At 72.5% G+C, this 13,446-nt stretch carries 12 protein-coding genes; 7 read left to right on the top strand and 5 right to left on the bottom strand.

From position 1 onward, the window contains the following. The first annotated feature begins 1 nt into the window (after position 1). Positions 2-1,081, top strand: coding sequence for a 5-(carboxyamino)imidazole ribonucleotide synthase (locus IPK81_19540; protein ID QQS11731.1), 1,080 nt, complete (start codon positions 2-4; stop codon positions 1,079-1,081). An 89-nt stretch (positions 1,082-1,170) separates the two neighbouring features. Further along, on the top strand, positions 1,171-2,277 hold the full coding sequence (locus tag IPK81_19535) for a hypothetical protein (GenBank protein QQS11730.1): 1,107 nt from the start codon (positions 1,171-1,173) through the stop codon (positions 2,275-2,277). Positions 2,278-2,289: 12 nt separating this feature from the next. Here IPK81_19535 and IPK81_19530 read toward each other — a convergent pair whose 3' ends face one another. Next, on the bottom strand, positions 2,290-2,775 hold the full coding sequence (locus IPK81_19530) for a COQ9 family protein (GenBank protein QQS11729.1): 486 nt from the start codon (positions 2,773-2,775) through the stop codon (positions 2,290-2,292). Between the two features lie 372 nt (positions 2,776-3,147). Here IPK81_19530 and IPK81_19525 point away from each other — a divergent pair, with 372 nt between their 5' ends. Both IPK81_19525 and IPK81_19520 read left to right on the top strand, forming a co-directional pair. Beyond that, positions 3,148-3,351 carry a 30S ribosomal protein S21 gene (locus IPK81_19525; protein ID QQS11728.1) on the top strand — a complete coding sequence of 68 codons (204 nt, stop codon included), beginning with the start codon at positions 3,148-3,150 and terminating at the stop codon, positions 3,349-3,351. Positions 3,352-3,686: 335 nt separating this feature from the next. Further along, positions 3,687-4,286, top strand: a complete 600-nt coding sequence (locus tag IPK81_19520) for a hypothetical protein (GenBank protein QQS11727.1) — start codon at positions 3,687-3,689, stop codon at positions 4,284-4,286. 147 nt (positions 4,287-4,433) lie between these two features. On the opposite strand, the gene IPK81_19515 is transcribed toward IPK81_19520, so the two are convergent. Genes IPK81_19515 through IPK81_19505 form a run of 3 tightly spaced genes read right to left on the bottom strand, consistent with a single transcriptional unit; the run spans position 4,434 to position 7,478 of the window. Next, on the bottom strand, positions 4,434-5,837 hold the full coding sequence (locus tag IPK81_19515) for an NAD(P)(+) transhydrogenase (Re/Si-specific) subunit beta (protein QQS11726.1): 1,404 nt from the start codon (positions 5,835-5,837) through the stop codon (positions 4,434-4,436). Positions 5,838-5,854: 17 nt separating this feature from the next. Next, the gene (locus IPK81_19510) at positions 5,855-6,292 is read right to left on the bottom strand and encodes an NAD(P) transhydrogenase subunit alpha (GenBank protein QQS11725.1); all 438 of its coding nucleotides are present in this window, start codon (positions 6,290-6,292) and stop codon (positions 5,855-5,857) included. 31 nt (positions 6,293-6,323) lie between these two features. Then, a complete protein-coding gene (locus IPK81_19505; protein QQS11724.1) occupies positions 6,324-7,478 on the bottom strand; it encodes a Re/Si-specific NAD(P)(+) transhydrogenase subunit alpha in 1,155 nt (384 codons plus the stop codon). A gap of 151 nt (positions 7,479-7,629) precedes the next feature. On the opposite strand from IPK81_19505, the gene IPK81_19500 reads away from it, so the two are divergent. After that, entirely contained in the window at positions 7,630-8,598 is a 969-nt protein-coding gene (locus tag IPK81_19500; protein QQS11723.1) for a 2-hydroxyacid dehydrogenase, read from the top strand. Positions 8,599-8,604: 6 nt separating this feature from the next. Here the strand turns inward: IPK81_19500 and hrpB are convergent, their stop codons facing one another. Continuing rightward, positions 8,605-11,112, bottom strand: coding sequence for an ATP-dependent helicase HrpB (hrpB, locus tag IPK81_19495; GenBank protein ID QQS15180.1), 2,508 nt, complete (start codon positions 11,110-11,112; stop codon positions 8,605-8,607). A 132-nt stretch (positions 11,113-11,244) separates the two neighbouring features. On the opposite strand from hrpB, the gene IPK81_19490 reads away from it, so the two are divergent. Together IPK81_19490 and IPK81_19485 are read left to right on the top strand one after the other, a co-directional pair. Further along, positions 11,245-11,625, top strand: a complete 381-nt coding sequence (locus IPK81_19490; protein QQS11722.1) for an EthD domain-containing protein — start codon at positions 11,245-11,247, stop codon at positions 11,623-11,625. 303 nt (positions 11,626-11,928) lie between these two features. Then, a complete protein-coding gene (locus IPK81_19485; GenBank protein QQS11721.1) occupies positions 11,929-13,296 on the top strand; it encodes a glutamine synthetase in 1,368 nt (455 codons plus the stop codon). Positions 13,297-13,446: the final 150 nt, after the last annotated feature.

The following is a 13,446-nucleotide window of genomic DNA, read 5'->3' as shown; positions in this document are numbered from 1 at the left end:
CGTGACGGCGGCGAACCCGGTCCCTCCCGGCGCGACCATCGGCATCCTCGGCGGCGGCCAGCTCGGCCGCATGACGGCGCTGGCGGCCGCCAATCTCGGCTACCGCTGCCACGTCTTCGCGCCGGACGCGGAATCGCCGGCCGCCGCGGTGTCGGCGGCATGGACGCGCGCGGCCTACGACGACCACGACGCGCTGGCGGCGTTCGCGGCGGCGGTCGACGTCGTCACCTACGAGTTCGAGAACGTGCCGGTGGCCTGCGCCGAGTTCCTGGCGCCGCGCGTGCCGGTGCGCCCCGGCGCGGAACTGCTGCGGGTGGCGCAGCACCGTGGCCGCGAGAAGACGTTCTTCGCCGGCATCGGCGTCGCCACGGCGCCGTTCGCGCTGGCGGCGACGGAGGCGGAGTTCGTCGCCGCCGTGCGATCGGTCGGCGCGCCCTGCGTCGCCAAGACCACGACCGAGGGCTACGACGGCAAGGGCCAGGCGCGCATCGACGCGGCCAGCGACCTGCCCGCCGTGTGGGCGCGGCTCGGTGGACGCGAGCTGATCGTCGAGGGCTTCGTCGATTTCGCGGCCGAGGCGTCGGTGATCGCCGCCCGCGGCGTCGACGGGACGACCTCGTGCTTCCCGGTCGGCCGCAACGTCCACCGCGACGGCATCCTGCACACCACCACGCTGCCCGGCGGCTTCGACGCGGCCACGCTGCGTCGCGCCGAGGAGATCGGCCGCGCCACCGCCGAGGCGTTCGACCTGGTCGGGCTGGTCTGCGTCGAGCTGTTCGTGACCCGCGACGGCGGCGTGCTGGCCAACGAGATGGCGCCGCGGCCGCACAATTCCGGCCACTGGACGCAGGATTGCTGCGTCACCAGCCAGTTCGAGCAGCTCGTGCGCGCGGTGTGCGGCCTGCCGCTGGGCCCGGTGACGATGCGCGGCGCCGGCGCCAGCATGACCAATCTGATCGGCGACGAGGCGGCGGAGTGGCGCCGCTTCCTTGCCGAACCGGACGCCAAACTCCACCTCTACGGCAAGCGCGACTCCCGGCCCGGCCGCAAGATGGGCCACGTCAACCGCTGGCGCGTCTGAGCGCGGCGTCGCCATAGCGGCGCCGCAAAGGCGCCCGACGCTGGTGGAGAGGCGTCCGCGCCACACCGCCATCCCGAGGAGCCGCCGCGATGCGCCCGGCAATCCGTCTTTCAGCGCTCGCCGTGACGATCACGCTGTCGGCCGCCGCCGCGCACGCGCAGCAATACGCCGCGGCCGACGGCGACTGGGAAGGCGCGTGGCGCTGCGAGGCCAGCGCCGCCGCGCCGGCCTTCGCCGACACCGCCATCGGCACCATCAACGCCGGCCGGGTGAAGGTGACCCGCGCCGGCGCCAACGCCGCCGACGTGCTGGTCGGCACGATCGATCCGGCCGGCACCGTCGTCTTCGCGGGGCGCGCGACCGGCGGCGACGGCCGACCCGCCTACATCAGCTTCAACGGCACGATAGCCGGCGGCATGTTGCGGGCCTCGGGCCGGGTGGTGCCGGAGACCGGCGGCGCCGTGCAGATGTGCGAGCTGACGATGTCGCTGCTGGCCGCCGGCGGTCCGAGCGTCGTGCGGGGCACGCCGGGCACCTACGCGCCGATCCCGCCCGCCGCGCCCGGTTACGCGGTCGAGCCGCCCGCCGTCATCGTTTTCTCCGCGCCGTACTGGTACGACGACAACTACTACTGGCGCGACCAGCGGCTGCGGCGCTGGCGCCACCGCCACGACGGACACCCGCATCCCCATCCGCGCCCGCCGGGCACGCCGCCGCCCGTCGTGCCGCCGCCCGTCGTCGGCCCGCAACCGACGCCGCCGGTGTACCGGCCCGGCATGCCCGCGCCGATCGTTCCCCCGCCGAAGATCGGGGCTCCGGGGGCGCCGCCGCCGGTCGCTGGTCCACAGCCGACCCCGCCGCCGCGCCCCGTGCCGCCGGTGGTGATCGGCGCGCCGCCATCGCAGATCGTCCCGCCGCCAGCCTCGGTGGCGCCGCCACCGCGCAATCTGCCGCCGCCGTCGTCCGGCGTCGTTCCGCCGCCCGCCTACGCGCCGCCGCCGCCTCCGCCGCCGCGATCGATCGCGCCGCCACCGCCGACGATCACCAGCCCGCCCGCGCCGACGCCGCCGGCCAAGATCAACGTGCCGCCGCCGCCTCCCCCACCGCCACCGGTGACCAGCGCGCCGCCGCAACCGCAGCAGCAACCGCCACAGACCAACGTTCCGCAGTCGACCGGCGGTGGCCGGACCCGCTGAGACCGCCGCGCGTCAACGCGCCGGCCGGGTGCGCCAGCGCGCGCCGTAGTCGCGCGCCCGGGCCTTGAGGCGCTCGAAGCGCATCACGTCCTCGACCCGGCGGTCGAGGAACGCCCAGGTGGCCTCGCCGTCCGGCGAGCGGTCGTCGAGCCAGTGCAGCAGCGTCGTCGTGTAGACGCCCGCCAGGGTCGCGCGCTTGGTGTAGAAACTGAAATCGACCGACGTGTCGCCCGCCGCGTACCACATCGCGTCGACCGTGCGGTACAGCAGCCGCGCCGCCAGCGGCGCGTTGTGGGGTAGCGCCAGCAGGGTCAGCGCGCGCCGGACCGCCTCGCGGTGCTCGGCGTTGCGCGCCAGCCGGGTCCGTACCGCGGTGGCGATGCGCTCGCGCATCTTCATCGCCGCCAGCCCGGCGGCGTCCAGTTCCTCGACCATGCGCCGGTCGGCGCGCCGGCTGTGGTAGGCGACCATGTCGATCGCGCCGCCGGGGAACGCCACCAGCGCCTCGTCGCGGGTGATGGCGCCTCCCGCACCGCCGATGCGACGCCGGCCTGCCCCCAGCCGTCGAACGCGACATGGGGCAGGACGGCGTCGAGCACGCGGTCGCGCCGCGCGACGTCCTCGTCGGCCCCGCCGGCGGACTTGGCGGATGGATTGGTCGATTCAGGCGTGACCATGGCCGGACCCCTCCTATGGACCCAACATATAGTGTCGCCGGGCGGCGGCCACGAGCGGCGAATCGCCCCGTTCCGCCCCCGCCGAACGGCGCTTGCGGGCTTCCCATCGGCCGGAGCCTGTGTTAATCCCCGCACCTTCCAAACGCCGGGCCGGTGGCCCGACCGCCCGTCCAGAGCAGGAGCGCGACGCAAAGTGCAGGTACTGGTTCGCGACAACAACGTCGATCAAGCGCTGCGCGTGCTGAAGAAGAAGCTGCAGCGCGAAGGTGTCTTCCGCGAGATGAAGCTGCGGCGCAACTACGAGAAGCCGTCCGAGCGCCGCGCCCGCGAGCGCGCCGAGGCCGTGCGCCGCGTCCGCAAGCTGATGCGCAAGCGCATGGAGCGCGAGGGCTACTAGGCCCCGCGCCCGCGCCGCCGTCCACCCGGTGGACGACGGCGTCCCGACCAAAGCCCCCGTCCGCCGGGGGCTTTTGTTTTGCACAGATTTCCACGCGCCGGGTTTTCCCTTGTCGGACGGCGGCGGGGGCCGCACGCTGCGGTCGATCTACCGGCCGCGTCGGCCGGATGGAGGGGTCCATGGCCGAGCCGTTGCGGGTGTTCTGGCAGCCGGGTTGAACCAGCTGCCTGAGGCTCAAAGAGTTTCTATCGATCCGTGCGATCGACCACGTCTCCATCAACATCGTCGAAGATCCGGCCGGCCTCGCCGCCCTGACGGCGCTGGGCGCGCGCTCGGTGCCGGTGTTGGCGCGCGGCGAGCGCTTCATCTACGCGCAGAGCCAGAAGGAGATCGTGGCCTTCCTCGGTCTCGCCGAGAGCGCCGGCCCGGCCCTGTCGCCGCTCCAGCTGCGTGACCGGCTCGACAAATTCATGTCGGCGTCGATCGAACTGCTGCCGCTGATGCCGGCCGACCGGCTGGCCACGCACGTGCCCGGCCGGCCGCGTAGCTATCGCGAGCTGGGCCACCACATGTTCAAGGTGGTCGACGCCTTCCTCGACGCCGACGGCGGCGCGACGCTGGTGCGCGAGGTCTTCGCCGACAGCCCGCCCGAGGACACCTCCACGGCGCAGCTCGTGGCCCATGCCGACGCCGTGCGGGCGCGGTTCCGCGGCTGGTGGGAGACCGGCGCCGACAGATCGGGCGCGAAGACGCTGTCGACCTACTACGGCGCGCAGAGCCTGCACGAGCTGCTGGAGCGCACCACCTGGCACCACGGCCAGCACGCGCGGCAGTGGATGATGCTGCTGGAGCGCGAGGGCGTGGCCCACCACCGCCCGCTGGTCGATTCCGATTTCACCGACCTGCCGATGCCGACGAACGTCTGGGACGGGTGAGCGGGCGGAGAGGACAGGCGCCCGACGTCGTGCGGGACCGCGCTGTCGTCGCGACCCTCCCGTCATCCCGAGCGCAGCGAGGGATCTTTCAACGGCGGAAAGATCCCTCGCTGCGCTCGGGATGACGGAAATGGCACGCCGTTCGAGTCAGTGCGACGCCTCGAGCGACTTGACGATGTCCTCGGTCATCTTCTTGGCGTCGGCGAAAAGCATCATCGTGTTGTCGCGGAAGAACAGCTCGTTCTCGACGCCGGCGTAGCCCGAGGCCATGCCGCGCTTGATGAACAGCACGGTCTTTGCCTTCTCGACGTCGAGGATCGGCATGCCGTAGATCGCGCTCTTGGGGTCGGTCTTGGCCGCCGGGTTGGTGACGTCGTTGGCGCCGATCACGAACGCCACGTCGGTCGACGCGAAATCGCGGTTGATGTCCTCGAGCTCCAGCACCTCGTCGTAGGGCACGTTGGCCTCGGCCAGCAGCACGTTCATGTGGCCGGGCATGCGGCCGGCGACGGGGTGGATGGCGTAGCGCACCTGCACGCCGCCCTTCTTGAGGATGTCGGCCATCTCGCGCAGCGCGTGCTGGGCCTGCGCCACCGCCATGCCGTAGCCCGGCACGATGATGACCGAGCCGGCGTTCTTCATCAGGAAGGCGGCGTCCTCGGCCGAGCCGGCCTTGACCGGCCGGTCGCTCTTGGCGCCCGCCGGTCCCGCCGATCCGCCGTCGGTGCCGAAGCCGCCGAGGATGACGTTGAAGATCGAGCGGTTCATGCCCTTGCACATGATGTAGCTCAGGATCGCGCCCGAGCTGCCGACCAGCGCGCCGGTGACGATCAGCGCGGTGTTGGCGAGCGTGAAGCCGATGCCGGCCGCGGCCCAGCCCGAGTAGCTGTTGAGCATCGAGACGACGACCGGCATGTCGGCGCCGCCGATCGGCAGGATCAGCAGGAAGCCCAGGGCCAGCGACAGAACGATCAGCAGGATGAAGGCGACCGGCGAGCCCTTGACCGCGAACCACACGAGCAGCGCCACGATGGCGACGCCGATGAGCGCGTTGAGGATGTGCTGGCCGCGGAACACCAGCGGCGCGCCGGACATCAGCGCCTGCAGCTTGGCGAAGGCGATGATCGAGCCGGTGAAGGTGATGGCGCCGATCGCGGTGCCCAGCCCCATCTCGATCAGGCTGCCGACCGGGATGCGGCCCTTGGCGCCGATGCCGAACGCCTCCGGCGAAAGGAACGCCGCGACGGCCACGAACACGGCGGCGAGGCCGACCAGCGAGTGGAACGCCGCCACCAGCTGCGGCAGCGCCGTCATCTGGATGCGCATGGCGATGAAGGTGCCGACCGCGCCGCCGATCAGCAGGCCGGCGGCGATCAGCCACCAGCTCATCACGCCGGGCATCGCGATGGTGACGGCGATGGCGATCACCATGCCGGCGACGCCGTAGAAATTGCCGGCCCGCGCCGAGTCGGGCGACGACAGGCCGCGCAGCGACATGATGAAGAGGACGGCGGCGACGAGGTAGCCGTAGGACGCGAGTTCCTGGGTCATGGCCAATTCCTGTCCGCCTACTTCTTCGCCGGAGCGGTCTTCTTGCGGAACATCGACAGCATGCGCTGCGTGACGATGAAGCCGCCGAAGATGTTCACCGCCGCCAGCGCCACGGCGAGGAAGCCGAACACCTGCGCGGCGCCGAAGCCCTTGAGGCCGGCGGCCAGCAGCGCGCCGACGATGATCACCGATGAGATCGCGTTGGTGACGGCCATCAGCGGCGAGTGCAGCGCCGGCGTCACGCGCCACACGACGTAGTAGCCGACGAAGCAGGCCAGCGCGAAGATCGTCAGCAGCGTGACGAACGGCATGTGGCCCGAGGCCGCCCCGGCCGCGGCCGGCGGCGTCGCGGCGGCCGCCGCGACCGCCTGGTCGGCGTAGGCGGCCATCGATTTCGCGAATTCCGCCGCCTGCTTGGCGAGCGCGGCGGCGCGGCCGGCGAGTTCGTCGTTCATGGCTTGGCTCCGGATCGTTCGGAAACGCGGCTCACGCCGCGGAGGTCAGCGACGGGTGCACGACGGCGCCGTCGCGCGTGACGAGGGCGCCCTTGACCACCTCGTCCTCCATGTCGAGCTTGATCGCCCTGGTCTCCTTGTCGACCAGCGGCGTCACGAAGTTCAGCAGGTTGCGCGCGAACAGCGCGCTGGCGTCGGTCGCGAGGCTGCCCGGCAGGTTGGCCGGTCCGACGATCTTGACGCCGTGCCTGACCACGACGCGGCCGAACTCGCTGAGCGGGCAGTTGCCGCCCTGCTCGACCGCCATGTCGAGGATCACGGACCCCGGCTTCATCGTCCGGACCATGTCCTCGGTGACCAGCACCGGCGCCTTGCGGCCGGGGATCAACGCCGTCGTGATCACGATGTCCTGCGCCTTGATGTGCTCGGCGACCAGCGCCGCCTGCTTGGCCTGGTATTCCGGCGACATCTCCTTGGCGTAGCCGCCGGCGGTCTCGGCCGCCTTGAACTCCTCGTCCTCGACGGCGACGAACTTGGCGCCCAGCGACTGCACCTGCTCCTTGGTCGCGGGGCGGACGTCGGTGGCGGTGACGACGGCGCCCAGGCGGCGGGCGGTGGCGATGGCCTGCAGCCCGGCGACGCCGACACCCATGATGAAGGCCTTGGCCGGCGCGATCGTGCCGGCCGGCGTCATCATCATCGGGAAGGCGCGCGAGAAGGTCGCGGCGGCCTCCAGCACGGCCTTGTAGCCGGCGAGGTTCGCCTGCGAGCTGAGGATGTCCATCGACTGGGCGCGGGTGATGCGCGGCGTCAACTCGAGCGCGAAGGCGTTGACCCGCGCCGCCGCCAGCGCGTCGACCAGCGGGCGGTTCACCAGCGCCCCCAGCGGCGCCAGCAGGTAGCTGTCCGGCCGCAGCAGGGCCACCTCGTCGAGCTCGCCCTCGCCGGCCATCATCGGCCGCTGGATCTTGAACACGACGTCGGCGGCGGCGTAGAGCGCGCGCGGGTCGGCGGCCATCTCGGCCCCCGCGGCGGCGTAGTCGGCGTCGGGAATCGACGCCGCCTCGCCGGCCCCCGCCTCGACCACAAGATCGAATCCCAAGGCCTTGAGCTTCTTCACCGTTTCCGGCGTGGCGGCCACCCGCGTCTCGTGCGGTCGGCGTTCCTTCGGAATGGCAATTTTCATCGTCCCCGGCCCGTGGCTGTGGCTTCGCACCGCACCATGCCCCGCCGCGGGTCGATTTGCCAACCCCTCGCCCGCCGGCGACGCGGCGACGCGTCGTCACGCCCGCCGCCGTGCTAGGTTCGCGCGTCGGAACGGCGTGGGAGTGGCTGACGTGGTGGCAACGGCGGAGCGTCCGGGGATCGTCCTCGGTTTCAGGTTCGCGGCGCGCACGCGCGAGATCTACGGCACGAAATACGAATTGTTCGGGCCGCTCGACCGGCCGGACGCGGCGCTCGTGACGCCGGAGATGGCGGCGAAGGCCCGCGCCCTGGTGACGGTCGGCAGCCTGCCGGTCGACGACGCGCTGCTGGCCGCCCTGCCGCATGTCCGTCTCGTGTGCTGCTACGGCACCGGCTACGAGCGGGTCGATCTGGCGGCCGCCAAGAGGCGTGGCGTCGCCGTCACCCACAGCCCCGGCGCCAACGCGCCGGATGTAGCCGACATGGCGATGGCGCTGCTGCTGTCGTCGACCCGCAACGTGGCGCGCGCCGACCGCGTGCTGCGGGCCGGCAACTGGAAGCACCGCGTGTCGGGTTCGTTCGGCATCCCCGCCGGCCTCGGCGGCGGCAAGCTGGGCATCCTCGGACTAGGCGCCATCGGCGAGCTGATCGCCAGACGCGCGCGCGGCTTCGACATGGAGATCGGCTACCACAACCGGCGCCGGCGCGACGACGTCGACTACCGCTACCTCGACTCGGCGATGGCGCTGGCGGAGTGGTGCGACTACCTGATGGTCGCCTGCCGCGCCGACGCGTCCAACCGCCACACGGTGGACGCCGAGCTGCTGCGCGCGCTGGGACCGCGCGGCCACGTCGTCAACATCTCGCGCGGCTCGATGGTCGACGAGGCGGCGCTGGCCGACGCGCTGGAGGGGGGCGTGATCGAGGGCGCCGGGCTCGACGTGTTCGAGAACGAGCCCGCCATCCACCCGAAGCTGATGGTCCAGGAGCGCGTCGTGCTGACGCCGCATCTCGGCGGCGGCACCGACCGCGCCGTGGCCGCCATGACCGACATGGTGGTGCGCAACCTCGAGGCCCACTTCGCCGGCCGGCCCCTGGTGTCGCCGGTGCCGATGCCGTGACGCCGGCTAAGACGGCGGACGGCGGCGGACGCGCGCGGTCGGCTCGGCGACCAGCGGATCGTCGGGCCAGTAGTGACGGGGATAGCGGCCCTTGAGCTCCGATTTCACGGCGCGGTAGCCGTCGGCCCAGAAACTGGCGAGATCGCGCGTCACCTGCACCGGACGGCGCGCCGGCGAGAGCAGGTGGATCAGCAGCGGCACCTTGCCACCGGCCAGCCGTGGCGTCTCGGCCAGTCCGAACATCTCCTGCAGGCGCACCGCCAGCACCGGTAATTCCGGATCGGTGTAGTCGATGGCGACGCGCGAGCCGCTGGGCACGGCGACATGGGTCGGCGCCAGCCGGTCGAGCGACCGGCGCATCTCGGAATCAAGCGACGCCGACAGCGCCGAGGCGAGATCGACTCCGGCGAGATGCGCGCGCCGCGTGACGCCCGCGAGGTACGGCCCGAGCCAGTCGTCGAGCGACGCCAGCAGCGCGGCATCGGACAGATCCGGCCACGCATCGCCGAGGTGGCGGCGCAGGAACGCCACGCGCTGGCGTAGACCACGCAGCGCGTCGGTCCACGGCAGACAGTCCAGCCCCATCGCGCGCACGCCGTCGATCATCGCGCGTCGCAACGCCTCCGGATCGGGCGACGCCAGCTGCCGGTCCGACAGGACAAGCGCGCCGAGCCGGCGTTGCGCGCGCGCCGCGACGGTCTGCTCGCGCGGATCCCAGCGCAGCACCTCGCGCTCCTCCAGCCGGTCGGGGAACAGCTCCTCGATCTCCGCCAACGTCAACGGCGCGGCGAGGAACACGCGCGCGTCCTGCGCGCCGCCGTCGAGATCGGCGACCGCCAGCCAGTCCTCGGCGCCCAGCGGATCGCCCTCGGGCAGCGCCGCCCCGCGGCCGCCGCTGAGCGCGTAGCGTCCCGGGCCGGCGCCGGTGCGCCGCCGCGCCACCCGGTCGGGATAGGCCATCGCCACCAGCCGGCCGGAATCGCGCGAATCGATCGCGGCGTCGTCGCGCACGCCCAGCCGGCGACGCAGTTCGCGCGCGGTCTGCCGGATCGCCGCCAGCGCGCCGCGGTCGACCGCCACGTCGCGCGGGGGACGGTCGGCGTTCAGCAGCAGATCGACGCGGTGGCGCAGGTCGGGATCGCGCCGTCCCGGCGGGAAGCGCAGCGGATCGCGCTCGCCGATCAACGCCGCCAGCAGGCAGGCCAGCGCGCCGCGGCCCTCGGCGCGGCCGCGCAGCAGCATGTGCGCCAGACGCGGATGCGTGCCCAGCGTCGCCATCTCGCGGCCTTCGGCGGTGATCGCGCCCGCCGCGTCGAGCGCGCCGAGATCGGCCAGCAGCGCGCGCGCCGTCGCCAGCGCCGCGGCCGGCGGCGGCGTCAGCCACGGCAGCGTCATCGCGTCGCGCGCGCCCCACGCCGCCAGCTCCAGCGCCAGCGGCGCGAGATCGGCCTCGAGGATCTCCGGCGCGCCGAACGCCGGCAGGCCGCGCTGCGTCGCCTCGCTCCACAGCCGGTAGCAGACGCCCGGCTCAAGCCGTCCGGCGCGGCCGCGGCGCTGGTCGGCCGAGGCCTGCGTCACCCTGACGGTCTCCAGCCGCGACATGCCGGTGCGCGGCGCGAATTTCGGCACCCGGCGCCAACCTGAATCGACCACCACGCGCACGCCATCGATCGTCAAACTGGTCTCGGCGATCGAGGTAGCCAGAACCACCTTGCGGCGTCCCGCTGGCGACGGCCGGATGGCGCGGTCCTGCTCCGCCGCCGACAGATCGCCGTACAGCGGCACCAGATCGATGTCGCCGGCCAGGCCGCCGCGCAACCGCTCCTCGACGCGGCGGATCTCGCCGACGCCGGGCAGGAACACCAGCGCGCTGCCGGCCTCCTCCGCCAGCGCCCGCCGCACCGCCGCCGCGGCGTAGTCCTCGATCCGACCGTCCGGATCGCGATCGAGATGGCGCGTCTCGACCGGGAACATGCGGCCGGCGCTCTCGATGACCGGCGCGTCGCCCAGCAGCCGCGCCACGGCGGCGCCGTCGAGCGTCGCGGACATCGCCAGCACGCGCAGATCCGGCCGCAGCGCGAGCTGCGCCTCGCGCACCAGCGCCAGCGACAGGTCGGTCTCGAGACCGCGCTCGTGCAGCTCGTCGAAGATCACGAGACCGATGCCGTCGAGCGAAGGATCGCTCTGCAGGCGGCGCAGGAACAACCCGTCGGTGACGACCTCGACGCGCGTGCGCGGGCCCACGCGGCTGTCCAGACGGACGCGGTAGCCGACGGTCTCGCCCACCGCCTCGCCCAGCGTGCGCGCCATGCGGTGGGCGGCGGCGCGGGCCGCGATGCGGCGTGGCTCCTGCATCACGATCTTGCGGCCCGCCAGCCACGGCGCGTCGAGCAGCGCCAGCGGCACGCGCGTGGTCTTGCCGGCGCCGGGCGGCGCCAGCAGCACGGCGGCGTCGCGCGACGCCAACGCCGCGCGCAGCGCCGGCAGCGCCTCCTCGATCGGCAGATCGTCCATCGCCGCCGGTGTGCCGGCCGCGGACGCGCGCGGCAAGGCGCAAATTCCGTCGCGCGGCGGGGACCGGTCCGCCGCCGCGCGGCTTTGCGGCCGGCCCGCGCGGTGGCATCGTCGCGCGCGGAGGAACCCGCCATGCCCGCGATCAAGCTGAATTTCTGCCTGCGCCGCCTGCCGCATCTCGACCGCGCCGCCTTCCAGCGCTACTGGCGCGACAGCCACGGCCCGCTGGTGCGCGCGCACGCCGCCGCGCTCGGCATCGCGCGCTACGTCCAGAACCACGCCGTCGACTCGCCGTTCGACGCCGGCTTGCGCGGCGGCCGCGGCGCGCCGGAGCCGTTCGACGGCATCGCCGAGCTGTGGTGGACCGACGAGGCGGCGTTCGAGCGCTCGATGCGCGACCCCGCCGCGCGCGCCGCCGGCAAGATCCTGCTGGCCGACGAGAGGACCTTCATCGACCTCGCGCGCTCGCCCATCTGGATCGGCCGCGAGCACGAGGTGTTCGCCGCGACGTGACGCCGCCCCGTTCTCTTTCCTTCTCCCCCGTCTTGCGGGGGAGAAGGTGCCCGACGGGCGGATGAGGGGTCTTCGCCTTCGTCGTCCTCACGTCGTCACTTTTCGTAGCCACGCCATTCGAAGACCACGCGTGAACGTGGCACCGCGCCCCTCATCCGGCGCTGCGCGCCACCTTCTCCCCCCGATGACGGGGGAGAAGGGAATGAACGCTCTTCTACCACCCGCGAATCGCGCGCCGTGACAAACACCCGGGGCGCTTCCTATGATCGCGGCCGGCGATCATCACGCAACGCGGGAGGCGACATGGATCCGCGCGAGGTCAAGACGGCTGAGGACGCGCGGCGCATCGTTCGCGAGCGCGGCCTGACGCACGTGAAGGTCGGCGTCCACGACGTCGACGGCATCCTGCGCGGCAAGTACCTGCACGTCGACAAGTTCGACTCCGCGCTCGACGGCGGCTTCGGCTTCTGCGACGTCGTGCTCGGCTGGGACAGCAACGACCAGCTCTACGACAACGTCACCTATACCGGCTGGCACACCGCCTATCCCGACGCGATGGTGCGCATCATCCCCGAGAGCTGCCGCGACCTGCCGAGCGAGCCGGGCGGGCTGTTCTTCCTGTGCGAGTTCGCGGACAAGGCCGAGGCGCTGTGCCCGCGCGGCACCCTGCGCCGCGTGCTGGAGCGCGCCCGGCGGATGGGCTTCAGCGTGCGCTGCGGCTTCGAGTACGAGTTCTTCGTGTTCGCCGAGACCGCGCACTCCATCCGCGAGAAGGGCTACCGGAACCTCAAGCCGATCTCGCCGGGCTTCTTCGGCTACTCCGTGCTGCGCAACTCCGTGTTCTCGGAGTGGTACCGCGAGATGCTCGATCTCGGCGAGCGCATGGATTTCGGCATCGAGGGCCTGCACACCGAGACCGGCGCCGGCGTGCTCGAGGCGGCGCTGCGGGTGTCCGACGCGCTGTCGGCGGCCGACAAGGCGGCCCTGTTCAAGACCTTCATCAAGGTCGCGGCCCAGCGGCGCGACTGGATCGCCACCTTCATGGCGAAATGGTCCAAGGACTGGCCGGGCTGCGGCGGCCACATCCACATCTCGCTGCAGCGCGACGACGGCGCGCCGGCGTTCCACGATCCCGACGGCCCGCGCGGACTGAGCCCGACGCTGCGCCACTTCGTGGCCGGCCAGCTCGCGCTGATGCCGGAGATCCTCGCCATGATCTCGCCGACGGTGAACTCCTACCGCCGCCTGATCCCGGGCTTCTGGGCGCCGACCTCGGCCACCTGGGGGATCGAGAACCGCACCACGGCGCTGCGCGTCATCCCCGGCTCGCCGAAGTCGACGCGGGTCGAGTACCGTGTCGCCGCCGCCGACGCGAACCCCTACCTCGCGCTCGCGGCGGCGGTGGGCGCGGGATTGTGGGGCGTCGAGAACCAGCTCGATCCCGGCGACCCGATCGAGGGCAACGCCTACGACCGCAAGCATCCCACGCGGCTCGACCTGCCGCGCACGCTGATGGAGGCGGCCGGGCGCCTGAAGAAGTCGAAGCCGGCGCGCACGCTGTTCGGCGACGCCTTCGTCGAGCACTACGCCGCCAGCCGCGAGTGGGAGGAGCGCGAGTTCCGCAAGCACATCAGCGACTGGGAGCTCGAGCGCTACTTCGAGATCATCTGACGCGTGGCGCGGCCTGTTCCATCTCCGCCGCGTAGCGGGCTGGGCTTTCGCATACGGCGTCGAGACGCCCCTCCCCCTCACCTAGCCTCTCCCCCGGTGGGGGAGAGGAACATGAGCGCGTACGCGCGGCTTTCGTTTCTCCCATTTCTC

Source organism: Rhodospirillales bacterium (genome assembly GCA_016699855.1).
Classification (GTDB): Bacteria; Pseudomonadota; Alphaproteobacteria; order Reyranellales; family Reyranellaceae.
This window is presented reverse-complemented; position numbering and strand designations above follow the sequence as displayed.